This window comes from Lentzea alba, from assembly GCF_011067745.1.
GTDB lineage: Bacteria > Actinomycetota > Actinomycetes > Mycobacteriales > Pseudonocardiaceae > Lentzea > Lentzea alba.
This window is the reverse complement of the sequence record NZ_JAAMPJ010000002.1, coordinates 564574-589763: the sequence shown is the minus strand read 5'-3', so window position 1 is coordinate 589763 and position 25190 is coordinate 564574. Positions and strand designations below refer to the sequence as shown.

Annotated in this window: 25 protein-coding genes and 1 tRNA gene; 11 read left to right on the top strand and 15 right to left on the bottom strand. The window is 68.8% G+C overall.

Annotated elements, in window-relative coordinates; all coding sequences use genetic code 11:
* Positions 1-5: 5 nt before the first annotated feature.
* From cysS to G7043_RS11165, 3 genes are read right to left on the bottom strand one after another with little or no spacing between them, the layout of a single operon-like run.
* On the bottom strand, positions 6-1400 hold the full coding sequence (gene cysS / locus G7043_RS11175; RefSeq protein ID WP_166045485.1) for a cysteine--tRNA ligase: 1395 nt from the start codon (positions 1398-1400) through the stop codon (positions 6-8).
* Positions 1397-2020, bottom strand: coding sequence for an HAD family hydrolase (locus G7043_RS11170; protein WP_166045484.1), 624 nt, complete (start codon positions 2018-2020; stop codon positions 1397-1399). Before G7043_RS11170 ends, cysS begins: the two co-directional genes overlap by 4 nt.
* A gap of 25 nt (positions 2021-2045) precedes the next feature.
* Entirely contained in the window at positions 2046-2993 is a 948-nt protein-coding gene (locus tag G7043_RS11165) for a toll/interleukin-1 receptor domain-containing protein (protein WP_166045483.1), read from the bottom strand.
* Between the two features lie 53 nt (positions 2994-3046).
* On the opposite strand from G7043_RS11165, the gene G7043_RS11160 reads away from it, so the two are divergent.
* Positions 3047-3343, top strand: coding sequence for a DUF6191 domain-containing protein (locus G7043_RS11160; protein ID WP_166045482.1), 297 nt, complete (start codon positions 3047-3049; stop codon positions 3341-3343).
* On the opposite strand, the gene G7043_RS11155 is transcribed toward G7043_RS11160, so the two are convergent.
* Genes G7043_RS11155 through G7043_RS11140 form a run of 4 tightly spaced genes read right to left on the bottom strand, consistent with a single transcriptional unit; the run spans position 3340 to position 5412 of the window.
* Positions 3340-3732, bottom strand: a complete 393-nt coding sequence (locus G7043_RS11155; RefSeq protein WP_166045481.1) for a PPOX class F420-dependent oxidoreductase — start codon at positions 3730-3732, stop codon at positions 3340-3342. The two genes, G7043_RS11160 and G7043_RS11155, sit on opposite strands and share 4 nt — an antisense overlap.
* On the bottom strand, positions 3663-4190 hold the full coding sequence (gene ispF, locus G7043_RS11150; RefSeq protein ID WP_166045480.1) for a 2-C-methyl-D-erythritol 2,4-cyclodiphosphate synthase: 528 nt from the start codon (positions 4188-4190) through the stop codon (positions 3663-3665). The genes G7043_RS11155 and ispF overlap by 70 nt, the downstream gene beginning before the upstream one ends.
* Positions 4187-4879 carry a 2-C-methyl-D-erythritol 4-phosphate cytidylyltransferase gene (gene ispD / locus G7043_RS11145; RefSeq protein WP_166045479.1) on the bottom strand — a complete coding sequence of 231 codons (693 nt, stop codon included), beginning with the start codon at positions 4877-4879 and terminating at the stop codon, positions 4187-4189. Before ispD ends, ispF begins: the two co-directional genes overlap by 4 nt.
* A gap of 44 nt (positions 4880-4923) precedes the next feature.
* Positions 4924-5412, bottom strand: a complete 489-nt coding sequence (locus G7043_RS11140) for a CarD family transcriptional regulator (RefSeq protein ID WP_065915127.1) — start codon at positions 5410-5412, stop codon at positions 4924-4926.
* Positions 5413-5642: 230 nt separating this feature from the next.
* On the opposite strand from G7043_RS11140, the gene G7043_RS11135 reads away from it, so the two are divergent.
* Positions 5643-6422 carry a hypothetical protein gene (locus G7043_RS11135; protein ID WP_166045478.1) on the top strand — a complete coding sequence of 260 codons (780 nt, stop codon included), beginning with the start codon at positions 5643-5645 and terminating at the stop codon, positions 6420-6422.
* A gap of 78 nt (positions 6423-6500) precedes the next feature.
* Here the strand turns inward: G7043_RS11135 and G7043_RS11130 are convergent, their stop codons facing one another.
* Entirely contained in the window at positions 6501-6926 is a 426-nt protein-coding gene (locus G7043_RS11130; protein WP_207310930.1) for a hypothetical protein, read from the bottom strand.
* 110 nt (positions 6927-7036) lie between these two features.
* On the opposite strand from G7043_RS11130, the gene radA reads away from it, so the two are divergent.
* Genes radA through G7043_RS11110 form a run of 4 tightly spaced genes read left to right on the top strand, consistent with a single transcriptional unit; the run spans position 7037 to position 10276 of the window.
* Entirely contained in the window at positions 7037-8422 is a 1386-nt protein-coding gene (gene radA / locus G7043_RS11125) for a DNA repair protein RadA (RefSeq protein ID WP_313887804.1), read from the top strand.
* Positions 8415-8975: a hypothetical protein gene (locus G7043_RS11120; RefSeq protein ID WP_166045476.1), complete on the top strand. Its 561-nt coding sequence runs from the start codon at positions 8415-8417 to the stop codon at positions 8973-8975. Before radA ends, G7043_RS11120 begins: the two co-directional genes overlap by 8 nt.
* Complete coding sequence (locus G7043_RS11115; protein ID WP_166045475.1) at positions 8944-9477, top strand: hypothetical protein; 534 nt, start codon at positions 8944-8946, stop codon at positions 9475-9477. The genes G7043_RS11120 and G7043_RS11115 overlap by 32 nt, the downstream gene beginning before the upstream one ends.
* A gap of 28 nt (positions 9478-9505) precedes the next feature.
* A complete protein-coding gene (locus G7043_RS11110; protein WP_166045474.1) occupies positions 9506-10276 on the top strand; it encodes a hypothetical protein in 771 nt (256 codons plus the stop codon).
* Between the two features lie 61 nt (positions 10277-10337).
* Here G7043_RS11110 and otsB read toward each other — a convergent pair whose 3' ends face one another.
* The 3 genes from otsB to G7043_RS11095 all read right to left on the bottom strand — a co-directional run bounded on the left by otsB (position 10338) and on the right by G7043_RS11095 (position 15765).
* Positions 10338-12869, bottom strand: a complete 2532-nt coding sequence (gene otsB, locus G7043_RS11105) for a trehalose-phosphatase (protein ID WP_166045473.1) — start codon at positions 12867-12869, stop codon at positions 10338-10340.
* 45 nt (positions 12870-12914) lie between these two features.
* Entirely contained in the window at positions 12915-14348 is a 1434-nt protein-coding gene (locus G7043_RS11100) for an alpha,alpha-trehalose-phosphate synthase (UDP-forming) (protein WP_166045739.1), read from the bottom strand.
* 70 nt (positions 14349-14418) lie between these two features.
* A complete protein-coding gene (locus G7043_RS11095; RefSeq protein ID WP_313887803.1) occupies positions 14419-15765 on the bottom strand; it encodes a threonine/serine exporter family protein in 1347 nt (448 codons plus the stop codon).
* Positions 15766-16025: 260 nt separating this feature from the next.
* On the opposite strand from G7043_RS11095, the gene G7043_RS11090 reads away from it, so the two are divergent.
* A tRNA-Thr gene (locus tag G7043_RS11090) sits at positions 16026-16098 on the top strand.
* Positions 16099-16160: 62 nt separating this feature from the next.
* Here G7043_RS11090 and G7043_RS11085 read toward each other — a convergent pair.
* Positions 16161-17837, bottom strand: coding sequence for a hypothetical protein (locus tag G7043_RS11085; protein WP_166045472.1), 1677 nt, complete (start codon positions 17835-17837; stop codon positions 16161-16163).
* A gap of 40 nt (positions 17838-17877) precedes the next feature.
* Here G7043_RS11085 and mgrA point away from each other — a divergent pair, with 40 nt between their 5' ends.
* Positions 17878-18906: an L-glyceraldehyde 3-phosphate reductase gene (mgrA, locus tag G7043_RS11080; protein ID WP_166045471.1), complete on the top strand. Its 1029-nt coding sequence runs from the start codon at positions 17878-17880 to the stop codon at positions 18904-18906.
* A 126-nt stretch (positions 18907-19032) separates the two neighbouring features.
* Here the strand turns inward: mgrA and G7043_RS11075 are convergent, their stop codons facing one another.
* Positions 19033-20463, bottom strand: a complete 1431-nt coding sequence (locus G7043_RS11075) for a sensor histidine kinase (RefSeq protein ID WP_166045470.1) — start codon at positions 20461-20463, stop codon at positions 19033-19035.
* Positions 20460-21158, bottom strand: coding sequence for a response regulator transcription factor (locus G7043_RS11070; RefSeq protein ID WP_313887802.1), 699 nt, complete (start codon positions 21156-21158; stop codon positions 20460-20462). Before G7043_RS11070 ends, G7043_RS11075 begins: the two co-directional genes overlap by 4 nt.
* A gap of 135 nt (positions 21159-21293) precedes the next feature.
* Between G7043_RS11070 and G7043_RS11065 the strand changes: the two genes are divergently transcribed.
* The 3 genes from G7043_RS11065 to G7043_RS11055 are packed head-to-tail and all read left to right on the top strand — an operon-like array spanning position 21294 to position 23910.
* Positions 21294-22652 carry a ferredoxin reductase family protein gene (locus G7043_RS11065; protein ID WP_313887801.1) on the top strand — a complete coding sequence of 453 codons (1359 nt, stop codon included), beginning with the start codon at positions 21294-21296 and terminating at the stop codon, positions 22650-22652.
* Between the two features lie 11 nt (positions 22653-22663).
* Positions 22664-23164 (top strand): FMN-binding protein, encoded by a 501-nt coding sequence (locus tag G7043_RS11060; RefSeq protein WP_166045468.1) that lies wholly within the window; start codon positions 22664-22666, stop codon positions 23162-23164.
* Positions 23165-23166: 2 nt separating this feature from the next.
* Positions 23167-23910: an FAD:protein FMN transferase gene (locus tag G7043_RS11055; protein WP_313887800.1), complete on the top strand. Its 744-nt coding sequence runs from the start codon at positions 23167-23169 to the stop codon at positions 23908-23910.
* 226 nt (positions 23911-24136) lie between these two features.
* On the opposite strand, the gene G7043_RS11050 is transcribed toward G7043_RS11055, so the two are convergent.
* Positions 24137-25171, bottom strand: a complete 1035-nt coding sequence (locus G7043_RS11050) for an ADP-ribosylglycohydrolase family protein (protein ID WP_166045467.1) — start codon at positions 25169-25171, stop codon at positions 24137-24139.
* Positions 25172-25190 lie beyond the last annotated feature (19 nt).

Genomic DNA, 25190 nt, shown 5'->3' with positions numbered 1-25190 from the left:
GGAAGTCAGTCGTCCTTCAAAGTCCACTGCGGACCGTCGGGGGTGTCCTCGACGGCTATGCCCGCCTCGAGCAGCTGGTCGCGCAACGCGTCAGAGCGTGCGAAATCCCTGCTCTTGCGGGCTTCCTGGCGCTCGACGAGCAGCCGATCGACCAGCGTGGTCAACGCCTGCCGCATGCCGAGGTCGGCAGACGACTGGTCGTTCCACTTCGGCGACAACGGGTCGACGCCGAGGATGTCGGCCATCCGGCGAACGCACTCGGCCGCCTCACGGGCCTTGTCGTGGTCGCCGTCGGCGAGCGCCGTGTTGCCCTGGCGCACCTTGTTGTGCAGTGCGGCCACGGCCTGAGGCGTGTTCAGGTCGTTGTCCATCGCAACGACGAAGTCCGGGCACATGTCGCCGCGCAGCTGAATCTGGCCCACGCGTTCGGCGACACGGCGCAGGAACGACTCGATGCGCGCGTAGGACGTCACCGCCTCCTGCAACGCCTCTTCGGAGTACTCGATGTGCGAGCGGTAGTGCGGCGAGACCAGGTAGTACCGCAGCTCCTGGGCGCGGACCAGCTTCAGCATCGCCGGGATGGACACGGTGTTGCCGAGCGACTTGGCCATCTTCTCGCCGGACATCGTGACCCAGTAGTTGTGCATCCAGTAGTTCGCGAAGCCGTCACCGGCCGCGCGCGACTGGGCCTGTTCGTTCTCGTGGTGCGGGAAGATCAGGTCGAGCCCGCCGCCGTGGATGTCGAACGTGCCGCCGAGGTACGTCGTGGCCATCGCGGAGCACTCGAGGTGCCAGCCGGGCCGTCCGTTGCCCCAGGGCGTCGGCCAGCTCGGCTCACCGGGCTTCGCGGCCTTCCACAGCGTGAAGTCGCGCGGGTCGCGCTTGCCGCGGACCTCGGTCTCGCCCTGCTGCTGGTCGTCCAGCTTGCGTCCGGACAACGCGCCGTACTCGGGGAACGAGCGCACGTCGAAGTAGACGTCTCCGTCGACGTCGTACGCGTGCCCCTTGTCGATCAGCCGCTGCATCAGCTCGACCATCTGCGTCACGTGCCCGGTGGCCCGCGGCGCGTAGGTCGGCGGCAGGCAGCCGAGCGCGTTGTAGGCGTCCTCGAACGCGAGCTCGTGCTTGTAAGCCCAGGCCCACCACGGCTTGTCGTGCTCAGCGGCCTTGGTGAGGATCTTGTCGTCGATGTCGGTGACGTTGCGGACCAGCGTGACCTCGGCACCGTCGCGCGCGAGCCAGCGGCGCAGCACGTCGAAGTTCAGGCCGCTGCGCACGTGCCCGATGTGAGGTACGCCCTGCACGGTCGCCCCACACACGTAGATCGACGCCGTTCCGTTGACCTGCGGGTGGAACTCCCGCATGGACCGGCTCGCGGTGTCGTAGATGTGGAGGCTCACACGGGAATGGTACGGGCCACATCCAAAAGAGCGTTGGGCCGGTCACTCGTCGGAACGGGGTTGACGAGCCGGAAGGAGCAACCGATCGCCTCTGCTCCGCCGTCCGCCTCCGCGCTGTCGCCGACCATTAGTGCGTTGCGGGGATCGACGCCCAGCCGTTCGCAGGCCGCGGTGAAGATCTTCGGGTCCGGCTTGATCACGCCTTCCTCGTAGGAGAGCACGAACTCGTCCACGAGATGGGTGAGGCCGTGGCGCTCGAAGATCGGGCGGATGTCCCAGCCGATGTTGCTGACGACCGCGAGCGGGATGTCGGCGAGGTGCTCCAGCGCGGCCTTCGTGTCCGGATAGGGCTGCCACGACTCGGGATCGAGGAGCTGGTCGTAGAACGCCTCGGCGCCCGGCACCAGCGCGTCGTTGAGCACCTTCACGTGCACCCAGCGGTGCACGTCCGGGTCGAGGTCGCGGCGGTGCCAGGCATCGGCCAGTTCGGGGTCGACGCCCTCGGCCAGGCCGACCGGCGAGGTGAGTGCACGCATCAGGTCACCGTTGGACTCGAGCTCGGGGTGCTCGAGCCGGAAGAGCGTGCCGGAGAAGTCGAAGAGCGCGGCGCGGATCGTCACGCCCCCGACTCTACGTTCTTCAGGGTTAAGTGGTCTGGACCTTTTTGAGCTCCGCCTCGACCGGTCCCAGGTCGTAGGACAGGAGCAGCTGCAGGTCGCCGGCACCGCGTTCGGTGGCTGCCGCGAACTGCGCCACGAACTCCTCGATCTGCCTGAGCGGCTCGTCCGCCAGCCGGGCGGTGGCCTGGTACAGCGTGCGGTAGCGGTCCGGGGTCGTGGTGCCGCGCAGTTCGGCGGCCCAGTCGAGCAGGCTCTCGTACGACTCCACGAAGCGGTTGGCCAGCAGCCGGATCCGGTCCCGGTCACCCGGCCGCCCCGCCGGGCCGAACGCCCACTGCTGCTTGCCCGGTGAGAGCAGGTCCGCGATGCGGTTGACGATCTCGTCGAACGTGCGGGTGCGCGCCAGGTAGTTGTCGTGCGCGTCGGTGTCCGAGGTGATCGTGCGCCCCGGCGAGACGTCGCCCAGCTCGTGGCTGATCTGCTTGTCACCGAGCTTGCTCATGTGCAGTGCGACGGTGTCCGAGAACAGCTGGTACTCCCAGCCCGCGTCCTGCGCGCCGACCGCGACGCCGACCTTCTTCGCGATCATCTCGGCCAGTTCGCGCGGCGTGCGGGTGCGCAGGTCCAGATAGCCGACGCTGGGGCGGAGACCGGGGACCTCGGTGTCGTCGAACCGCGCCGGCAGCACGTACTCCTGCTCCGGGTTCTGCAGGCCGCGGGCGAGCGCGCTGCGGCGTTCGTGGATGGTCCACATCTTCCGCACATAGTGCTCGGACACGAACATGACGCAGAACCGCGAGTTCTTGCGGTAGATGTCGTCGAGGTGCTCGCTGAGGTCCTTGCCCCAGAGCTCCGCCTGCTCGTTCACGTCGTAGAAGTGGTCGATCCCGAGGTTCTTGAGGTGTTCGGCCACTTCGGCGACGTACTTGCGGTCTTCACCGGCGAACGACAGACAGACGGCGTACTTGGTCACCGGGTGGATGTTAGTGGCGGGAACCACAGCGCTGTGGGGGGAGTTGTCCAGGTATGACCCTGGGGTTCCTTTTCGCGATCTCGTTACCGGCATTGGTGGCGGCTCTGTTCCTGCTCGCCGTGATCGAACGCTTCGCGCGCGGGAAGACGAAGGGCACGCCGATGGCCACGGCCGGCATCGGTGAGCTCGGCGCCACGTTCGAGGCCGGCAAGCGCGAGGAGATCGAGTTCCGCAAGGAGGAACGGCAGCTGCGCGACGAGGAGGGGGACGGCGCGCCGCCGCGAAGCCGGGTCGACCTCGACGGCGGCACGGCTGTCCTGAAGGTGCCGAGCCAGCGAGTGCCGGACTAGACGTTGCCCGTGGTCTTGGCGACCTGCACGCGGACGATCACGCGCACGTTGTCCGTGCCGACGTCGCCGGGGTAGTCCTTGCCGAGGTACTTGTGCGACAGCTCGTTGATGAGCTCGTCGCCACCTTCGGTCGTCAGCGACGCGTCACCGCGGAACTCCGTGTACTGGTACGGGTTGTCCTTGTTGATGACGGTGATGCTGACTCGCGGGTCGCGCTTGAGGTGAACTTCCTTCGCGCGGCCGACGACGGTGGAGAACAGCACGTCGTCGCCGTCGCGCTTGATCCACACGACCGAGGTCTGCGGGCTGCCGTCCTTGGTCAGCGTCGCGACCGTGGCGTAGTTCGCGCTGTCCAGGAGACCGCGCTGCTGTTCTGAGAGGGTGGCCATGCGATCAACAACGCCGTGGCGATCGCTGCGATTCCCTCGTTTCGCCCCGTGAGACCCAGCCCGTCGGTGGTGGTGCCGGCCACGGAGACCGGGCCGCCGACGGCCTCGGAAAGCGTTTTCTGGGCTTCGGCGCGGCGCTTGCCGATGCGCGGCTCGTTGCCGATGACCTGCACTGTGGCGTTTCCCACACGGAAACCGGCCTCTTCGACGAGGCGGCGCACCTCCGTGAGCAGCACCACTCCGTGCGCTCCGGACCAGCGCGGATCCGATGTGCCGAAGACCTCACCCAGGTCGCCGAGGCCGGCCGCGGAGAGCAGGGCGTCGCACAGCGCGTGCGAGGCCACGTCGCCGTCGGAGTGACCCGCGCAACCGTCGACGCCTTCCCACAGCAGTCCGGCGATCCAGCACTCACGACCTGCTTCGATCGGGTGGACGTCGACGCCCTGGCCGATCCTCACGCGCTTCCTCCAGCGAACAGTGCTGCCGCGACCGCGAGGTCGAACGGGGTGGTGATCTTCATGGCGTGCGCGTGTCCGGGAACCGTGTGGACCTTGCCGCCGTTTTTCTCTACGAGACCAGCGTCATCAGTTGCGGCAACACCGGAACGATAGGCGGCTTTGAGAGTCTCGACGCGAAAACCCTGCGGGGTCTGGACGACTCGCAGACCGGCTCGGTCAGGTGTGGAGACGACTACTCCGACCTCGTCCACCTGCTTGATCGTGTCGGCCACCGGCAGCACAGGGATGACGGCGTCGTGTCCGTCGCGCACCGCGGCCACGACGTCGGCGATGACCTCGGGAGGGGTGAAGGCACGAGCAGCGTCGTGAACCAGAACGATCGAGGTGTCCGGAATCACGCGGAGTGCGTGTTCGAGGGCGAGGCGTACCGAGTCGGTGCGTTCGGCACCCCCTGAAAGCACGTGCACCGCCCCACCGGCCGGAGCCAGCGAGGCGGTTGCAGTGTGCACCAGGTCCACATCGGACGGTGGAGCGGCGATGACCACGTGCTGAACCTGGCCTGACGCGAACAGGCCTTGCACGGCACGGGTCAGGAGCGGTACTCCGTTGACCGGCACGAGCGCCTTGGGCATCCCGTAGCCCAGACGCTCACCCCGCCCTGCCGCAGGCACGAGCGCGACAACACTCATGTTGCGACTTTGTCCGATGCTCTGTGTTTTTTGTTTTTTGAAACCTACGACGCGGTGGCGAGAACTTCGTCGAGGAGAACCTCGGCCTTGTCCTCGTCGGTGCCCTCGGCCAGCGCCAGCTCGCTGACCAGTATCTGCCGCGCCTTCGCCAGCATCCGCTTCTCGCCGGCGGACAACCCGCGATCCTTCTCGCGCCGCCAGAGGTCGCGCACCACTTCCGCAACCTTGTTCACGTCGCCGGAGGCGAGCTTCTCAAGGTTGGCCTTGTACCGCCGAGACCAGTTGGTCGGCTCCTCGGTGTGGGGAGCACGCAAGACCTCGAAGACCCGGTCGAGCCCTTCCTGGCCGACAACGTCGCGCACGCCTACGATCTCGGCGTTGTCAGCGGGAACCCGAACGGTGAGGTCGCCCTGCGCCACCTTGAGAACGAGGTACTTCTTCTCCTCGCCCTTGATCACGCGGGTCTCGATTGCTTCGATGAGAGCGGCACCGTGGTGCGGGTAGACGACGGTCTCTCCGACCTTGAAAACCATGTGTCCTCTGCCCCTTTCGCTTCCTCCATACTAACACGTCCAGCAACCCTTCGATCGCAGGTCGATGATCCGTTAGCGCTGGTCAGGGCCGTGTGGGGGGTTGACAAACCACCTGTTTGCGTGCAACGTACGGGCTTGTCAAGATCGATTGGCACCACGTCGAGTCCGGTTTCCGGGTCCCGGTTAGGCTCCTTGCCTGGTGGTTGTTCCCTAGGAAGGACGCTGGAGCCGTGAACTCAGGAGTGTCTCGCCGGATGATCGTGACGGCAGCGCTGGCCGCGGGCCTCGGCCTGGTGGCGGTCGGCTGCAGCGCCGGTCAGGTCACCCAGACCGACACCCAGGTCGCCGCCGTCGACGGTGCGAGCGGCAACGCGGGCCCGATCGCGGTGCGCAACGTCATGCTCGCCTTCCCGCCGGACGGCAACCGGTACCACGAGGGTGACGCCGTGCCGATGACCTTCGTCATCGCGAACACGGGCGAAACCCCGGACAAGCTGCTGTCGATCAAGTCCGACGCCGCCGAGGGCGAGGCCGAGGTCCTGGGCGGCAAGGACATCCCGTCCCGGTACGCGCTGCAGGCCGAGTACGACGCCTCGCAGGCGCCGACGAAGACCTCCGCGCCGTCGTCCTCCGCGCACGCCTCGGAGTCGTCGCACGCGCCTTCTTCGTCGGTCTCGCCGACGTCCAACAGCGTGCCTTCGTCGTCCTCGGTGTCGCCGACCTCGAACTCGGTGACGCCGTCGTCGTCCGGCTCGCCGGCGTCCTCCTCGGGCCGCCCGTCCGGGTCGTCCTCGGTGTCGCCGACCTCGTCGTCGGCCGCGCAGGACCAGTCGCTCGAGGTGCTGCAGATCCGCTGCACGCTGAAGAAGGTCAACCGCGACATCGTGGCCGCGCAGACCATCAAGGTCACGTTCCTCTTCGAGAAGGCCGGTTCGGTCACCCTCGAGGTGCCGATCGCGCCGTCCGAGCACAAGCGGGTCAGCGAGGGCCACGAGTCCGGCGGTCACTGAGTCCTCTGCCGCTGCTCCGCTTCTCGAACGCCGAAAACGCCGCTCCCTCGACGTGAGGGGGCGGCGTTTTCCGTCGGGTCAGGCCTTGAGCATCGGGCGGAACTTGTCGCGGTAGGCCCACGCGAGCCCGATCTCGGCAGCGACCACGAGCAGTGCCATGCCGATGCCGCTCGGCTCCAGGAAGACGTGGAACAGGAAGATGTTCACGACCATCGGGGCCAGCAGCGCGAGCGCCAGCGGCACGAACCGGCCGACGATCAGCAGGACGCCGGCGAGGAGCTGGACACCGGACGTGAGCTGCAGCATGTAGCCGGTCGCGTAGAGCGCGGCGCTGAACGCGACGCCTTCGGGCGCCATCGTGCTCGGGTCCGGGGCGGGCATGAACATGATGAAGCCGTTGAGCCCGGTGGTGGCGAACAGCAGGCCGGTCAGCACGCGAGTGACGACGGTGGCGTAGCGGCCGAGGGCGAACTTGCGGGTCTGGGTCGCGATTGCGGTGGTCACTGTGTCCTCCAGGCTGTCGTGTCCTTCCACTCATGCGTCGAACGGGCACCACGCCGGATCGACAAGCCCGCGAAAATTTTTTGTCAGACCTCTCCTCTAACGTTCGTCGCGTGGCGAAGACAGCGCGGCCGATCTTCCGTTGTGCCGAGTGCGGGCACGAGGTGGCGAAGTGGTTCGGCCGCTGCCCCGAGTGCCAGGCCTGGGGCAGCATCGAGGAACGTGGCACGGCGTCGGTGACCCGCGTGGTGGCGGGAGCGCCCACGTCGGCGGCGCGGCCGATCGGCGAGGTCGACATCGAGTCGGCGCGGGCGCTGACGACCGGCGTCAGCGAGTTCGACCGGGTGCTCGGCGGCGGCCTGGTGCCGGGAGCCGTCGTGCTGCTGGCCGGTGAACCAGGCGTGGGCAAGTCGACGCTGCTGCTGGAGACCGCGCACCGCTGGGCCGAGTCGCACGGCCGCTGCCTCTACGTCACCGGCGAGGAGTCGGCGGGCCAGGTGCGGTTGCGCGCCGAGCGCACCGGCAACCTGCACGGGGAGATGTACCTGGCGGCCGAGAGCGAGCTCAGCGCGTTGCTGGGGCAGGTGGACGCGGTCAAGCCGTCGATGCTGATCGTCGACTCCATCCAGACCATGTCGACGATGAGCGCCCAGGGCGGGCCCGGCGGCGTCACGCAGGTGCGTGCCGTCGCGTCCGGCCTGATCGCGATGGCCAAGGAACGCGGCCTGCCGATCGTGCTGGTCGGGCACGTCACGAAGGACGGATCCGTTGCGGGGCCCCGGGTTCTGGAGCACCTCGTCGACGTGGTGCTGCAGTTCGAGGGCGATCGCCACTCGACCTTGAGGCTGTTGCGCGGCATCAAGAACCGCTACGGCGCGGCGGACGAGGTGGGCTGTTTCGAGCTGCGCGACGACGGCATCGTCGGGGTGCCGGACCCGTCCGGGTTGTTCCTGACCCGTCGCGACAAGGCCGTCGAGGGCACCTGCGTCACGGTGATCGTCGAGGGCAAGCGCCCGATGCTCGGAGAGGTGCAGGCCCTGGTGGCCAAGACGAACCTGCCGGCGCCCCGGCGCGCGGTCAGCGGGCTTGACTCCGCGCGGATCTCGATGGCGCTGGCGGTGCTGGAGAAGCGCGGCAAGGTCAACCTGTTCCAGAAGGACGTGTTCACCGCGACCGTGGGCGGCATGCGCCTGGTCGAACCCGCCGCGGACCTGGCCGTGGTGCTGGCGGTGGCGTCCGCGGAACGGGAGATCGCGCTGCCCGCCGACCTGGTGGTGCTCGGCGAGGTGGGGCTCGCGGGGGAGATCCGGCGCGTCAACGGGGTGGGCAAGCGGTTGGCCGAGGCGGCCCGGCTGGGGTTCAAGAAGGCGCTGGTGCCACCGGACCACGGACCGTTGCCGGACGGGGTGCGGGCGCTGGTGGCGAACGACCTGGTGTCGGCGTTGGAGGTGCTGGGGCTGAACCGGCGCACGCGTGCCGCCAAGACCGAGGATGACTGAGCTGCTGCGTCGCGCGGTCGCGCTCGTGCCCGACGACGCGTGCAGCGACGCGGGGTGTTCGGCCGCGGACGTGCGGGAGTACTTGAAGCAGGACGAGTGGGAGTTCGCGCTCGACCTGCTCGGCGACTTCGACGGCCTTGTCTGGCAGACCTCGGAGTACTGGAAGCTGCTCGCGGCCGCGGCGGAGGAGATGTACCTGCCGTCCGAGTGGTTCCACTGGCGCGAGGCCGAGACACGGCTGGGCCTGGTCCGCGTCGATCTCCACCTGGTGCCCGGCGCCAGGAAGGTGCCGATTCCGCGTGCGGGTGTGCTGCGGCCGTTGTGGGACGTCGGTGGCGGCGACCTGCGGGTGGCCCGGATGTGGGTCGAGTCGAAGCCCGAGCTCGAACCCGGTGGCCGGGCGGTGGTTCGGCTGCTGGCGAGGTCGCCGGAGGCGTGGCGGCACCTCGCGGTCGGAGACGAGATCACCATGCACGAGGCGCCGCCGGTGGCGGGCAGAGCGACTGTGATCGAATACGTCGGTGTTGGGGAGACACGACCGCGAGATCGGTGAGTTGTTGCGGTTCGCGGCGGGCATGGTGCCGGCGGAGGTGCAGAGCGAGGACGTCCTCGACCACCTCGACCACGAGGAGTGGGAGCTGGTGCTCGACCTGCTGGGGGAGTTCGACGGCAACACCTGGCAGACACCGCGCTACTGGGCACTGCTGGCCGAGGCGGCCGTGCAGCTGGACGTGGACGGGTCCTGGTTCCAGTGGCGGTGCGTGGAGTCGATCCAGGGCGTGTTGCGGGTCGAGCTGGTTCTCGGACTCGACGCGGAACCGTTGCCCGCCAGGGGAGAACGGCCCACGTGGGACGTGACCGGGAAGTACGAGCGGGTGGCGGCGCTGTGGATCGAGTCCAAGCCCGTGCTGGGGCCGGGTGAACGCGCCACGGCCCGGTTGCGGCCGTTCGTGCCACCGGCGTGGGCTCATCTGATCCGGGGCGACGTGATCACGCTGCAGGGGAGCTCGCCGGGCACGGCGAAAATCATCGAGCGAGTGCCGCCGCGACCCTGAACACTCATGCCCTCAGGGGGGAGGCACGATGATCAACTTTCATCAGTTGCGGGCGTGGCAGCTGGACGGTGCCGACGAACGCGTGATCACCCGTCGGCTCGCGGAGAGCACCATGTCGAAGGACGAGATCCTGAGGGCGTGGAGCCTGGCGTTCGAGGTTTCGCTGGAGGACGCGGACGCGGCCATGCAACGGGGGTGTGCCGCGCAGGTCCAGTACGACTTCATTCGCCTGCTGGAGCGCCTCTCGGACGGTGACCTGGACGAGGTGGGCGCCGTGCTGAGACTCGCCGTCGCCGAAGTGCCACCGGAGGCGCGCACCGCGACGGGGTTGACGCGGGCCGACATCGAGGGCGACGTCGACGTCGACCACGAGTGGTGGAACGTGTTGAAAGCCTTGGGGGACTTCGAGGACGGCACCTGGCAGACCTACCGGTACTGGGACCTGCTGGCGGACGTCGCGGTGCAGCTGGAGACCGACCCCGCCTGGTTCCGCCGGCGGCGCGCGGAGGTGCTGCACGGGCTCGTCCTGGCGGAGCTGACCCTGGACGCGACCGCGGAAGCCGTGCGAGAGCGGGAAACGCGGCCGGTGTGGGTCCTCGGCGAGGGTGAGCGCGGCGTCGCGGCCATGTGGATCGAACAGCCGGTGCTGGAGCCGGGGCAGCACGCGTCCGTGCGGCTGCGACCGTTCCTGCCGAGCGGCTGGGAGCGGCTGAACGCGGGTGACCTGATCACCTATCAGCAGTACGGCGAGAACCAAGGCACGGCGAAGATCGTCAAAACCGTGTCCCCGCGCCGTTGAGACGCACGCGGGGCCCTTTCGTACTGTCAGACAGTACGAAAGGGCCCCGCGTGACAGAAAATTACTGCGAGAGCAGCTGGGCGCAGCGGATCAGGCCCAGGTGCGAGTACGCCTGCGGGTGGTTGCCCAGCGAGCGCTCGGCGACCGGGTCGTACTCCTCCGGCAGCAGGCCGGTGGGGCCTGCAGCGGCGACGATCTGGCCGAACAGCTCCTCGGCCTCGGTGCGCCGGCCGGTCAGCAGGTACGACTCGATCATCCACGCCGCGCACAGGTGGAAGCCGCCCTCGTCGCCCGGCAGGCCGTCGTCGCGGTGGTAGCGGTACACGGTCGAGCCGGACCGCAGCTCGGCCTCGATGGCCGTCACCGTCGACTGGAAGCGCTCGTCGGCCGGGTCGATCAGACCCGACAGGCCGACGAACAGCGAAGCCGCGTCCAGGTCGTCGCCGTCGTAGGCGGTGGTGAAGGACTGGACCTCGTCGTTCCAGCCGTTCTTCAGCACGTCCGTGGCGATCGTGTCGCGCAACGGCACCCACGACGGGTCGAGCTCCCGGCCGAACTGCTCGCCGAGCTTGATCGCGCGGTCGATGGTCAGCCAGCACATGACCTTCGAGTACACGTGGTGGCGCGGCGCGTGCCGCTCCTCCCAGATGCCGTGGTCGGGCTCGTGCCAGCGCCGCGAGACGGCTTCGGCCATCGCCTGGACCATCGCCCAGTCGGCGTCCGACAACGAACCGCGCGCCGACGCCAGCTGCACGACCAGGTCCACGACCGGGCCGAACACGTCGAGCTGCACCTGCTGGTTCGCGAGGTTGCCGACGCGGACGGGGCGTGAGCCCGCGTAGCCGGGCAGCGTGTCGATCACGGCCTCGGCACCGAGCTGGGTGCCGTGCAGCGTGTACAGCGGGTGCAGGCGCTCCGGGCCGGGGATGGTCTCCAGGACGCCGTGCAGCCACGCCAGGAAGCCGTCGGCCTCCGCGAACGAGCCCACGGACACCAGCGCGGCGGCGGTCATCGCGCCGTCGCGCAGCCAGCAGTAGCGGTAGTCCCAGTTGCGGACACCGCCGAGCTCCTCCGGCAGCGACGTGGTGGCCGCCGCCATGATCGAGCCGGAGTCCTTGTGCACCAGGCCGCGCAGCGTCAGCGCCGAGCGCAGCACCAGGTCCGTCTGCACGGTCGGGAGCTTCAGCCCCGCCGCCCAGTCCGACCAGTAGCCGGCCGCGCGGTCCCGGCGAACGGACTCGGCCTGGGCGTGCTCGGAGATGTCGTCGGTGCCGCAACGCAGCTCCAGCAACACGGGTGCGCCCTCACGCGGACGAACCACAGCGCGCGCGGTCTCCTGCACGCCGTCGGAGGTGATCTCCCAGTCGACGCCCGGCGAACGCAGCACCATCGGGTCCGAGGTGCCCACGACGCGCAGGCCGTCGCGCTCGCGGAGGAAGCGCACGGGCACCTGACCGAACTCCGGCCGCGGCGCGAACGTGATCACCGCGTTGGTCGAGCCGGAGATCCGGCGCACCAGGTCCGTGCGGTGCGAGGCGAGGTCGTGCTCCAGGTAGTCCGTCACCAGGAGCCGTGACCAGCGGGTCTCCACGATCATCGTGCCCGGCAGGTAGCGCTGGCCCAGTGGCAGCGACCCGTGCTCCGGCTTGATCGAGAAGTGGCCCGCGGCCGGACCGCCCAGCAGGTCCGCGAAGATCGCCGCGGAGTCCGGTTCCGGGTGGCACAGCCAGTTGACCTTGGCGTCCGGCGTCACCAGCGCGACCGAACGCTCGTTCGCGAGCATGGTCAGGCGCTCGATCGGCACGGCCTGGTCGCCGTGCAGCCACGCCCGGCGCTCCTCCAGGAGGAACGCGAGGACGGTGGCGACGTCGGCAGGGTCGTTCACGTAGTGCGCGGCCAGGGACTCGCCGGCACCGACGCGAATGCCCAGGTCAGGGCCGGACAGGCGGGCGAACGCCTTCTCGTCCGTCACGTCGTCGCCCAGGAAGATCGCCGCGGTGGCGCCGACCTGGTGACGCAGGATGTCCAGCGCCTGGCCCTTGTTGGTCTCGACGACCGCGAGCTCGATGACGGCCTTGCCCTCGGTGACCTGCACACCTTCCCAGGTGCACGGGCCCGAGCGGACGGCGGAGAGGACGGCCTCGCCGATGGCCTCGCTCGCGGCGCGGCGCACGTGCACGGCGACGGACGCGGGCTTGACCTCGAGGTGCACGCCCTCGTGGCCGTCGACGATCTCTTCGAGCTCGGCTTCGATGCGCCGGTGCAACGCCTTGGCGTTGGCGTCGAGCGCGTGGACGAAGCCGACGTCGAACTCGGAGCCGTGCGAGCCCACCAGGTGGACCTCGCCCGGCAGGCGGGAAAGGGTGGCCAGATCGCGCAGCGCACGACCGGAGATCACGGCTGAGGTGGTCTCGTGCAGGCTCGCGAGCGAACGCAGCGCGTTCACCGACTCCGGAAGCGGGCGAGCCTGCTCCGGGTCGGCCACGATCGGCGCGAGTGTTCCGTCGTAATCGCTGGCGACCAGAAGTCGCGGGGTCCGCGCGAGCTGACAGATAGCTCGGCGCAGTTCGGCGGGGAGGGCCTCGGCGGTCAACGCCCCTCCTGGAGCACTCGATGGGTCAGTGGGATCTGAAAGGATTCAGACCGAGGTCTGCGTGCCCAACGCCTCCAGGAACGACCTTGCCCAGCGGTCAACGTCGTGGGTGAGGACTTGTCGGCGCAGAGCGCGCATCCTACGGCGGCCTTCGGCGGGATCGATGTCGAGGGCGGCCTGCAGTGCGTTCTTGACACCGTCCAGATCATGGGGGTTCACCAGGAACGCACTGGTCAGTTCTGCGGCAGCGCCGGCGAACTCGCTGAGCACCAGAGCTCCACCAAGATCATATCGGCAGGCCACGTACTCCTTGCACACGAGGTTCATTCCGTCCCGAACAGGCGTGACGACCATGACGTCCGCCGCGCTCATGAACGCGACGAGCTCCTCGCGGTTCACCGACTGGTGCAGGTAGTGCACGACGGGTTTGCCGACCCGGCCGAACTCGCCGTTGATCCGGCCGACCGACTGCTCGATGTCCTGGCGCATCGTCTTGTAGTGGTCGACCCGCTCCCGGCTGGGGGTGGCGAGCTGGACCATCGTGACGTCCTCGGGGTCCACGCGTCCGTCCGCGATCAGCTCGTAGAGAGCGCGGATCCGGACGTCGATGCCCTTCGTGTAGTCGAGACGGTCCACGCCGAGCAGGATGCGCTTCGGGTTGCCGAGATCCGCTCGAATCTGCTTCGCGCGGGCCTGCGTCTCCTTGCGCCGCGCCACCGCGTCGAGCCCGGCGCTGTCGATCGAGATCGGGAACGCGCCCACGCGCACCGTGCGGTCGCCGACCTGCACGACACCCGGCCGGGTCCGGACACCGACCGTGCCGCGGCTCGGCTCCAGGCCGACGAGCCGGCGGGCCAGCCAGAGGAAGTTCTGCGCGCCACCGGGCCGGTGGAAGCCCACCAGATCGGCGCCGAGCAGGCCGCGGATGATCTCCGTGCGCCACGGGAGCTGCATGAACAGCTCGACCGGCGGGAACGGGATGTGCAGGAAGAAGCCGATCTTCAGGTCGGGTCGCTGCTCGCGCAGCATCGCCGGGACGAGCTGCAGCTGGTAGTCCTGCACCCAGACGGTCGCACCCTGCGCGGCGATCTTCGCGGTCGCGTCGGCGAACCGCTGGTTGACCTGCCGGTAGGAGTTCCACCAGTGCCGGTGGAACGCGGGCTGCGCGACGACGTCGTGGTAGAGCGGCCAGAGCGTGCCGTTGGAGAAGCCCTCGTAGTAGTCCTCGACCTCTTTGGCCGACAGCGGCACGGGGTGCAGCAGCAGGCCGTCGTCCTCGAACGGCGACACGTCGGCGTCGGCCACGCCCGGCCAGCCGACCCACGCGCCGCTGTGTGAGCGGAGGAACGGTTCGAGTGCGCTGACCAGCCCTCCAGGGCTGTGTTTCCAGCGCTCTGTGCCGTCTGGCAAGCGCTCCAGGTCAACCGGCAGCCGGTTGGCCACGACTACGAATTCCGCCCCGTTCTCGCCAATGTCCATGCTCACAAAAGCCCAGGCTAGTGCGGTTGCGTGACCCTTGCGTGTCGTGTAACCCCCGTCACAGCGAGGTTCACTCCAACCGACGCTTGGTGGGTTTGAGCGGCCCGGACATGCGCGGACCAGCGAACTTGCGCTCCAACCGGCCGAGTCCGGTGCGCACCGGCTGGGCCAGGTACTCGCCGAACACCACCCCTCCGGCCAGGGCGAGAGCAATACCACTCGCGAACACCAGCGTGTTCACACCGGCTGGATCGCCCTCCGCGGTGAGCTGGAACAACCCCCGGTAGGTGGTCCATCCGGGCAGCAGCGGGACGACCCCGGCCTGCACGACGACGAGCGTCGGGATGCGCAACCGGCGGGTCATCGTGGCGCCGCCGAACCCGGTGATGGCGGCGGCCACGGCCGACCCGAGCAGCGCGTCCAGGCCGAAGCTCGTGACCAGACCGTAGGAGGCGGTGCCGATCGCGCCGGAGATCGCGGCGGCGACGAGCGCGCGTGGCCGGGCGTAGCAGGCGAGCGCGAAGAACGCGCTGGTCGCCGCACCGGCCGCGAACTGCATCGGCACCGCGGAGATCAACGCGGGCAACGGGTCGCTGAGCTTGATGTCCAGTCCGAAGTGGACGGCCGTGCGGATCGCGATCGCGACCCCCGCGATGAGGCCGGCGCTGAGCAGCACGGTCTCGACGGTGCGGCCGGCGGCGGTGACGTTGTAGCCGGAGATCGCGTCCTGCACGGTGCTCACCAGCGCGAGCCCGGACAACAGCACGACGATCCCGACGGCGACCAGCAGGCTCGGCCGGACGTTGGGCAGCAGCCCCGTGGCGAAGACGGTCAGCGCGGCACCCGTGGCGAGCGCACCGCCGACGAGTTGCTGGAAGAAGAACGGCAACGCACGGCGGTTGAGGATCCGGCCGACCCGGTCGATCAAGGCGGTGACGATCGCGGCGGTGATCGCGAGCTCCCACCCGCCACCGACGAGGAACGCGACCGCGGCGGCCATCCCACCCCACGCGGCGGTGGCGACCCAGCGCGGATACGGGTGCTTGGCGTTGGTGATGTCTTCGAGCTGGGCGTGCGCGTCCTCGATGGGCCCGAGATGACGCACGAGATGTTCGACCGCCGCGAGCCGTGTGTAGTCGAGACTGCGCTGCCGGACGACCCGCACCGCGGTGATCGGTGGCGCCTCCGTGCCGCGATGACACGACACGCTGATAGAGGTGTAGATCACGTCGACTTCCGTGTGCGGAAGTCCATAGCTCTCGGTGACGGACAGAATCGTGGCAGTTACGTCCGCCGCGCCCGCCCCGCTGGACATCTGGACCTCGCCGATCTTCAGAGCGAGATCGAGTACCAGGTGAACCGTGGTGTCGTCGGGCAGAGCGGGGCCGTGCAGGTTGTTCGTGGAAATCTCGCGCACCTCCGTCGTGTGATCGTGAGGAGTCGTTCGACTGTTGCTGTGTCGTCTGCCACCTCCGATCGGGCGACCCAAAACGGAGGACACGATCACTGTCTGTTGGTTACCCTCCTGACCTGGTCAAGGCGGCCCGTCCGGCGCTTTGATCCACTCAGTTGGTTGGTCTGACTCCGGTCGGAGCAATCCGATCACACTGAGAGCAGACCGTTCGCCGCAGGTAGCACCCGCAACGGGCGCTTACCATGTTCGCGAACACGAGCCAGGCCGGCGTAGCTCAATTGGCAGAGCACTCGCCTTGTAAGCGAAAGGTTAGGGGTTCGATTCCCCTCGCCGGCTCTTTTGCAACGGGGGTTCGCCCAGGTGGGCGGGCCCCCGTCTCAATTCGGCGTGACGCTTCGTCAGCTTTTGCGAACGAGTCCGGTAAAGCCCGCGACGCTCAGCGTGGCGAACGACCAGCCCAGGATCTGCACCACCCAGCCTGCTCCGGTCGCCCACTGTCCTGCTGGGCCGTTCGCCAGTTCGCACCTCGGTGTGCCGCCGAGCTTGACCAGCGGGATGGCGAGATCGGCCGCAAGACTGATTCTGTTCACCGGTGAACAGGCGTCGGCTGGGCGGTCCTTGGCCGGGGTCAGGCCGTGGTAGGTGCCGGCTGTCCACACCAGACCGATCGCCAGGACGAACGTCGCCAGCAGGCCGGCCAACGCTCGGGACGGCTTGTAGCCGTAGCCGAGGGTGACGCCGAGGATCCGGTGCCAGAGCTTGTTGCCGGGGTCGCCGCGGTGTCTGAGGTCCCGTTGCTGGGCGATCAGGACCTTGCGGGCGGTGTGCTCGTGTCCCGCCGCACGGTGCGCGGCCGCGAGTTGTTGGTACGGCTGAGCTTCGTACCTGAACGTGTGATTCCGGAGCATGGTGAGCCACGCGTTGGTGTCGGCGGGAGGTTCGGGGTAGGTCAGGCCGTTCACCGACGTGGCGAACTCCGGGCTGTCGATCAGCTTCGGGACGTCGAGCCGAAGCGCCCGCCCGACTCTCGTGCTGAACAGGTCGACCGTGAGCCCACCGCCGTGGTTGGCGATCTTCTCGGGACGGAGGGTGAGCTCACCACCGACGTCGGCGTCGCTCACCTCCAGCGCGGGGAGGCCGGTCGTGGCTTCGACGCGTTCCCCGCCGATCAGCACGTTGCCGTCGACGGCCGCTCGGTGCACGGAGATCGCCTGGCCGCCCCGGTTGCGGATCGATCCCCCGATCACGAGTGCGCCGCCCAGCTTCGCGTTGGTCACCCGGATCGTGGCGTCCGCTCTGGTCGACAGAGCGTCGAAGTCACCGACGAGACTCATGCCGGAGCGGATGTGGGCGCCGTCGGCACACAGGGCGTTGCCCCCGGCGCTGCGCAACACGGTGTCGGTCATGGCCAGTCCGCGTGCCGAGGCGTCGATGAAGGTCACCGCGTCACCTGCCCCGCCTGCTCTCAAGAAGGCGCCGTGGAGGTTGACCATGCCGCCGATCTGTCCGCCGTTGAGGTTGAGCGCGGTACCGCCGGCATCGACGACGGCGTCGTTGAGGATCAGGTCGATGCCGATCTCGCAGCTGTCGAGCCAGCACCCGACTCCTTCGGCGGCGATGAACACGTCGGACATCCACACGTCGCGGCTGATCCTCATGCTGCCGCCGGAGAGCCCGCCCAGGCTGCTTCCCTGGAGCAGCAGCGGGCCGTCGATCCGCGCGTTGTCGAGGTCCAGCACACCGGCGCAGCGGACGTCCCGCATGGCGAGGTAGCTCGTGCGCAGACCTTCGGCGTTGACGCCGGGCAACGTCGAGTCGTCGAGCGACAGCCCGGGAAGCTCTGTGTGGAACAGCGACAGCGGCTCTTCGAACAGGCAGTTGTCCAGCAACAACGGGTTCGGCGACTGGAAGAAGTCGAGAGCGAGCTGACCGGTGATCCGCGCACCGGACACCTGCAGCCCCACCGGACCGAGATCGCCGGTCTGCAACAGGCCGTGGATCGCGTCGGCGCGCAGCACGTTGTTCCCACGACGTGAGAGGTCGAGGACTTCACCCGCCTCAGCAGCGCGTTTCATGTCCTGCTCTGTCTCACTAGGACGTGACATCGTGGGCACCATGTCCTACCTCGCGGATAGCGCGCGCTATGACCAGATGACGTACCGGCGGACGGGTCGCAGCGGCCTCAAGCTGCCGGCCATCTCGCTCGGTCTGTGGCACAACTTCGGCGGAGACCGGCCGTACGAGCTGGGCCGCGGGATTGCGCGGAGGGCGTTCGACCTCGGTGTCACGCACTTCGACCTCGCCAACAACTACGGCCCGCCGTACGGCTCGGCGGAGATCACCTTCGGGCAGATCCTCAAGGATGATCTCAGGCCGTACCGCGACGAGCTCGTCATTTCCACCAAGGCGGGCTACGACATGTGGCCCGGGCCGTACGGGGAGTGGGGCAGCCGCAAGTACCTGCTGAGCTCGCTCGACCAGTCGCTGACCCGGATGGGGCTCGACTACGTCGACATCTTCTACTCGCACCGGTTCGACCCGGAGACGCCGCTCGAGGAGACGATGGGCGCGCTGGTCAGCGCGGTGCAGCAGGGCAAGGCGCTCTACGTCGGCATCTCGTCGTACTCGCCGGCCAAGACCCGTGAGGCGGCGCAGCTGCTCAAGAGCGCGGGTGTGCCGTTGCTGATCCACCAGCCGTCGTACTCGATGCTCAACCGCTGGATCGAGCCGGAGCTGATGGACGCGCTGGAGGAGGTCGGCGCCGGCTGCATCGCGTTCTCGCCGCTCGCGCAGGGCATGCTGACCGACCGCTACCTCAACGGCATTCCGGAGGGCTCGCGGGCGTCGCAGGGCAAGTCGCTGTCGACGGACCTGCTGACCGAGCAGAACCTCGGCCGCATCCGGTCGCTCAACGAGGTCGCCAAGTCGCGCGGGCAGTCGCTCGCCCAGCTCGCGCTGACCTGGACCATCCGCGACCCGCGCGTCACGTCGGCGTTGATCGGCGCCTCGTCGGTCGGGCAGCTGGAGCAGAACCTCGCGGCCCTGCAGGCGCCGCCGCTGACCGACGACGAGCTCGCCGAGATCGACAAGTACGCCGTCGAGTCGGGCATCGACCTGTGGGCCCCCAGCTCCCAATCGGAGTAGTCCCCGACCGCACGCGGGGAGCTTTCGTACTGTCACGCAGTACGGGAGGGCCCCGCGTGCGAGCAGCTGAAGTGCACGCGGGGAGCTTTCGTTCGCTTGGAGCGCTCGGGAGGGCCCCGCGTGCGGTCAGTCGAGCGGGTGGCGGGGGAGGCGGATGGTGAAGGTGGTTGAGCCAGGGCGGCTGGTCAGGGTGATGGTGCCGCCGTGCGCCTGGACCAGGGACTGGACCACGGCCAGGCCCAGGCCGCTGCCGCCGCGCTGGCGGGTTCGCGAGTTGTCGACGCGGTAGAACCGGTCGAAGATCCGCGCCTGGTCGGCCTCCGGGATGCCGGGGCCGGTGTCGCTCACCTTCACCACTGCCCAGCCGTTCGAGGCCGTCACCTGCAACGACACCGCGGTGCCCGGCGGGGTGTGCACGGCCGCGTTGGTCAGCAGGTTGTCGATCACCTGCCGCAACCGGGTCGCGTCCGCGGTCATGGTCACCGTGTCGGCGTCCACCGACAGCGCGTGGGACGGACGGGCCGCCCGGAACGCGTCGGCGGCCGCCTCGGCGATCACCGACAGGTCCAGTTCCTCGGGGCGCAGCGGTGGTTCGGACTCGGCGGAGTCCAAGCGCGCCAACAACAACAGGTCGTCGAGCAGCACGCTCATCCTGGACGCCTCCGACCGGAGCTTCTCCAGGTGCTTCTCGCGTTCGCCCGGTTCGTTGGCCGCCGCGTACCGGAAGAGGTCCGCGTAGCCGCGCAACGAGGTCAACGGCGTGCGCAGCTCGTGCGAGGCGTCGGCGATGAACCGCCGGAGCCGTTGTTCCGCGGCCGTGCGGGCGGCCAAAGAAGAGTCGATGTGCGCGAGCATGTTGTTGAACGCTTCGCGCAGCTCCTCGACCTCGACACCGCCGCCGCGACCGTCCACGCGCACGGCGAGGTCGGCCGAGTCGGTGAGGTCGTGCGAGGAGATGTCGTGCGCGGTGTCGGCCATGTCCGACAGCGGTTGCATGCCCTTGCGGATCAGCGCCTGGCCACCCACGACCAACGCGACGAGCGCGGCCAGGAACGCGATCACCCCGACCGTGATGAGCTGGGAGATCGTGCCGTCGCGGTCGTGCATCGGGGCCGCGCTGACCAGCACCCACTCGTTCTTGACGACCTGGCAGGCGCGAATGCGGAACTTGCCCTCGCCACGCAGGTATTCCGTCTCGAACCCGTCGGCGACCAGCGCCTTCTTCGCGAGGGCGTCGAACTCCTCCCGGTCGGCCGGGTGCTGATCGCCCGGCTGGGGCAGCACCTCGCCGTTCTCCACCTTGTAGACGACGGCGAACCAGTCCGGCGGGAGCTTGGTGACCTTGCCGTGGTACGCGATCTCGTTGGCCGCGCCCGTCTGGCTGATCACCATCTGGTCGTCGAGGCGGCGGTCGAGGAACGACTGCATCGACGCGACCATGACCCAGCCGATGATCACGAACACCGTCAGCGCCAGCGCGCCGAGGCCCAGCGCGAGGCGGGTGCCGAGCCGCCATTCGCGGACGGGCTTCACCGCGAGCTTCGTGCCGAGTCTCATTCCGCGGCCCGGCGCAACACGTACCCCACCCCGCGCACGGTGTGGATCAACGGCTCGCGGCCGTCGTCGAGCTTGCGGCGCAGGTGGGAGATGACCAGCTCGACCACGTTCGAGCGGCCGCCGAAGTCGTACTCCCACACGTGGTCGAGGATCTGCGCCTTGGTCAGCACCGCCGGTGAGCGGCGCATCAGGTACCGCAGCAGTTCGTACTCGGTCGGGGTCAGCGTCGCGAGCTTGCCGCCGCGCCGGACCTCGCGGGTGTCCTCGTCCATCACCAGGTCGGAGACCTTCAGCACAGACCGCTTCCACGACGGACCCGTCGAGCGGCGCAGCACGGCCCGCAGCCGGGCCATCAGCTCCTCGACGGAGAACGGCTTCACGAGGTAGTCGTCGCCGCCGCGAGTGAGTCCCGCCACCCGGTCCGCGGTGCCGTCACGAGCCGTCAGGAACACCACCGGGACCATCGCCCCGGCCGCGCGCATTCGATCAAGAACGGTGAATCCGTCCAGGTCAGGCAGCATGAGGTCGAGTACGACTATGTCCGGCTGGAACTCGGCGGCCTCCCTCAGGGCATCCTCGCCGTTGAGGGCGGTCGCGGCCTGCCAGCCCTCGTAGCGGGCGACCGTCGCGACCAGGTCAGCGATGTGCGGCTCGTCGTCCACGACGAGCAATCGAACCGAGTTCCCCTTGTCCACGTGCTCATGGTGCGTCACCTGATGAGCTCTCCGCTCGATCGACAGGAAGTCGACAGCGCGTGCAAAGCGGAGGCACAGCTCGGACGCACAGGATCGTGAAAGACCGCCAGTGACCGCCTGACCGAGGAGCCCGCCGTGACGACCACCCTGCCGCAGACCGTGCGACCGGCTCCGGCCGGCCGCGCGACGCCGCACAAGGTGCTGGCCAAAGCCGGCCTCTACGTGTTCCTCCTGGCCAACGTGGCATTCGTGACCTACCTGTTCAACACGGCGGGCGTGGGTTCGAACAAGCTGGTCAACTTCGGTCGGCTGACCGGTCTCTACGGCGCGCTCGCGATGGCGTTCCAGCTGCTGCTGGTCGCCCGGCTGCCGTGGCTCGACCGCCGGTTGGGCATGGACAAGCTGACCTCGTGGCACCGCTGGGTCGGCTTCACGATCTTCTGGATGCTGATCGGCCACCTGACCTTCATCGCGTTCGGCAACGCCGGTGACGACGGCCCGATCGCCGAGATCATCCGCCAGGCGACCGAGCTGGAGGGCATCCTCCGCGCGCTGGTGGCGTGGACGATCATCATGGTCGTCGGCGTGGTCTCGGCCCGCTTCGCGCGGCGCAAGCTGGCCTACGAGACCTGGCACTTCATCCACCTGTACACCTACATCGCGATCTTCCTCGCGTTCACGCACCAGGTCGCGGTCGGCAGCACGTTCCGCAAGTCCGAGCTCGCGACGGCCTACTGGTGGGGCCTCTGGGGGTTCGCGCTCGGGTCCGTCCTCATCGGACGGCTGGTGCTCCCGTTCTGGCGCAACTGGCGCCACCAGTTCCACGTCGCCGCCGTGGTGCCCGAGGCGCACAACGTCGTCTCGGTCTACATCGAGGGCAAGGACCTGGACCAGCTGGGCGCCAAGGCAGGCCAGTTCTTCCTGTGGCGCTTCCTGACCAAGGACCGCTGGTGGCAGGCCAACCCGTTCTCGCTGTCCGCGGCGCCGAACGGCAAGTACCTGCGACTCACCGCGAAGGCCCTGGGCACCGGCAGCGCGGACATCCGCAACATCAAGGTCGGCACTCGCGTGTTCGCCGAGGGCCCGTACGGCGCCTTCACGACCATGCACCAGACCAAGCAGAACGCGCTCCTCGTCGCGGGTGGTGTCGGCGTCACGCCGATCCGCGCGCTGCTGGAGGAGATCAAGGGCCACGTCGTCGTGCTGTACCGGGTGACCGACCCCCGCGAAGCCGTGCTGCTGCGTGAGATCGAAGGCCTCGCACGGGCCAAGGGTGCGGTGTTGCGCCTGGTCACGGGGTCGTCGAAGACCATCACGGCGAACGGGCCGTTGCTCGGCCCGGAGAACATCGCCGCGCTGGTGCCGGACGTGCAGGACCGCGACGTGTTCATCTGCGGCCCCAACGGCATGACCGACGCCGTCGTGCGCAGCCTCGACGAACTGGGAGTGCCCAGCAACCAGATCCACGCCGAGCGCTTCGCGCTGGCCAACTGAGAGGGTTCGACGTGAAGAGGGCAATTCCCGTTCTGGCACTGAGCGTCGCCGGCCTGGTCCCGGTGTGGCTCTACTCGCCGGGTGCCGCGCACGAGGGCGAGCTCACCGAGGTCGCCGCGCCGGAAGTCCCGCAGCAGCAACAGCAGGCGGCTCCGCAGACCACGACGTCCGCCCCCAAGGCGACCGGGTCCACGCCGACCCCTCAGCAGCAACAGCAGCAGACTCAGCAACAGCAGACTCCGCAGCAGGCCCAGACCCGCAGCGTGTCCGGACCGGCGGTGAACACGTCCGAAGGCACCGTGCAGGTCCAGGTCACCTTCCAGGGCACCAAGATCACCGACGTGAAGGCGTTGCGGGCGCCCAACAGCAACCCGACCCGGATGGCGCTGCCGCTGCTGCGCGAGTCGGCGCTCAAGGCGCAGAGCGCGGACATCGACACGGTGTCCGGTGCGACCGCGACCTCCGACGGCTACAAGCAGTCGCTGCAGGCCGCGATCGACGGGGCGCAGTAGCGGTGGAGACCTTGCGGCGCGTCGAGCACATCATGGGCCTGCCGATCTCGGTGGACCTGCGTGACGGGGACGCCGCACTGGCCGAGCGCGCGTTCGCCTGGTTGAGGGAGGCGGACGCCCAGTTCTCGCCCTTCAAGCCGGACAGCGAGGTGTCCCGGCTGGACCGGGGTGAGCTCTCCAGGGAAGAGCTCACCCCGGATCTGGTCGAGGTGCTCTCGCTGTGCGACTGGTACGAGCAGTCGACGGGTGGCGCGTTCACGGCACGGGTGCCGGGACGCGGGCTCGACCCGTGCGCGGTGGTGAAGGGCTGGGCCGTGCAACGGGCCGCGGACATCCTGCGCCAAGGCGGGGCGACGACGTTCTGCGTCAACGCGGGCGGCGACGTCGTGACGGCCGGCGAGCCCGAAGCCGGAAAGCCTTGGCGCGTGGGCGTTCGGCATCCCGATCTCGCCGACCAGGTCAGCGTGGTGCTCGGCGTGCGGGACGGAGCCGTTGCCACGTCAGCGTTGTACGAACGCGGCCAGCACATCCTGGACGGCCGTACCGGTCTGCCCGTCACGGGACTTCTGTCCGTCACGGTTTTCTCCGACGACCTCGCGATCGCCGATACCACTGCCACAGCAGCGTTTACGCTGGGTAAGGACGGAATCGAGTGGGCGGCGAGCCAAGAGGACTGCGAGGTCTTCATCGTCGACGAAGATCGTCGCGTGTACTCGAGCCCTGGACTTCCGGTACACATCTGTTAACATGCCCGCCCAACGGAGCGTTGACTCCGGGGCACGGATTTCGTTGATCAAGAGCTGATCGGAGCTCGCGCTCGGGGCAAGACCCGGCCTGCTGTCGACCAACACCTCGTGCGAGAGAGCCTGCTGGCGAGCGAATTCGGGAGCGCGCGCCAGCGGGCTCTTTCTGTCCATGGGGGCACATTCATGGACGTCAGGTCCAAGAATGTGCCCCCCATGGCACGCCTGGTCAGGCGTAGCGGTCCTCGTTGAAGTCGAGGTTGACCGCCGAGCAGCCCAGGTCGCGGCCCATCGCGTCCAGGACGTCGACTAGTTCCAGGCCGCTCAGCCAGTCGCGGGGCAGCGCGTCGGTGCCGTGCAGCGCGCCGAGGATGTTGCCGGTCAACGCCGCCGTGGCATCGCTACCGCCGGAGTGGTTCGCGGCGGCGCGCATGGCGTCCACGAACTGCACGGGCTTCGGATGCGTCAGCACGGTGTAGACCGCGATCGCCAGCGCCTCCGGACCGGTCCAGCCGCTGCCCAGCCGGTCGACGCGCACGGTCGACGAGCCGTCGTGTTCCTCCGCCAGCACCACGGCCCGCGTCAGCACCGTCGCCGTGTACGTGTCGTCACGCAGCACGCGGCCGATGACCTGGTCGATCGCCTCGCGCAGCGGCCTGCCCTTCACCGCCAGCAGGTGGATCAGCAACGCCAGCGCGCCGCCGGAGACCCAGCCGCCCGTGCCGCCGTGCGTGAGTGCCGCGAACCGGCAGCCCAGGTCGTACGCGATCGCTGCGGACGGCGCGAAGCCGGCGGGTGCGGTGCGAGTGACACCGTTGCAGCCGGACGACTCGTTGTGCGGGTTCTCCGGAGTGGACGGTGTCTCCGCGGCCAGCGCGCGCAGGCACGTCAGACCCGGCGAGCGGCTCTCGTACAGCCGTTCGTCGGCGAGCAGCCCGACCGCGCCGTGTTCCGGTGCCGGTTGCTGCTGAGTGATCAGCCAGCGCCGGTAGCTGTGCCACACCATCTCCGACGGTTCCCACTCGCCCGTCCGCTTCCCGCGCACCCACGCGCGCAGGTAGCCGTCGGCGGTGAAGAGGGTCAGCTGGGTGTCGTCCGTGAACAGCGCGGGCTTCGGCGGTGCGAGCACGCCCTCGGGGCCGTGTTCGCGCTGGATGTCGGCGAGGCCGAGGTACTGCACAGGTGCGCCCAGCGCATCACCGAGAGCGCCGCCGAGGAGGCACCCGGCGCCGCGGTCAACCACGGAATTCCTGTCTCGCGGCACGCGTGAACAGTAGCGTCCC

Coding starts and splice junctions, on each gene's coding strand:
- G7043_RS11160 (WP_166045482.1), top strand. CDS start 3,047: ATGACCCTGGGGTTCCTTTTCGCGATCTCGTTACCGGCATTGGTGGCG.
- G7043_RS11155 (WP_166045481.1), bottom strand. CDS start 3,732: ATGGCCACCCTCTCAGAACAGCAGCGCGGTCTCCTGGACAGCGCGAAC.
- ispD (WP_166045479.1), bottom strand. CDS start 4,879: ATGAGTGTTGTCGCGCTCGTGCCTGCGGCAGGGCGGGGTGAGCGTCTG.
- G7043_RS11140 (WP_065915127.1), bottom strand. CDS start 5,412: ATGGTTTTCAAGGTCGGAGAGACCGTCGTCTACCCGCACCACGGTGCC.
- G7043_RS11120 (WP_166045476.1), top strand. CDS start 8,415: ATGACTGAGCTGCTGCGTCGCGCGGTCGCGCTCGTGCCCGACGACGCG.
- G7043_RS11110 (WP_166045474.1), top strand. CDS start 9,506: ATGATCAACTTTCATCAGTTGCGGGCGTGGCAGCTGGACGGTGCCGAC.
- G7043_RS11100 (WP_166045739.1), bottom strand. CDS start 14,348: ATGGACATTGGCGAGAACGGGGCGGAATTCGTAGTCGTGGCCAACCGG.
- G7043_RS11085 (WP_166045472.1), bottom strand. CDS start 17,837: ATGAAACGCGCTGCTGAGGCGGGTGAAGTCCTCGACCTCTCACGTCGT.
- mgrA (WP_166045471.1), top strand. CDS start 17,878: ATGTCCTACCTCGCGGATAGCGCGCGCTATGACCAGATGACGTACCGG.
- G7043_RS11075 (WP_166045470.1), bottom strand. CDS start 20,463: ATGAGACTCGGCACGAAGCTCGCGGTGAAGCCCGTCCGCGAATGGCGG.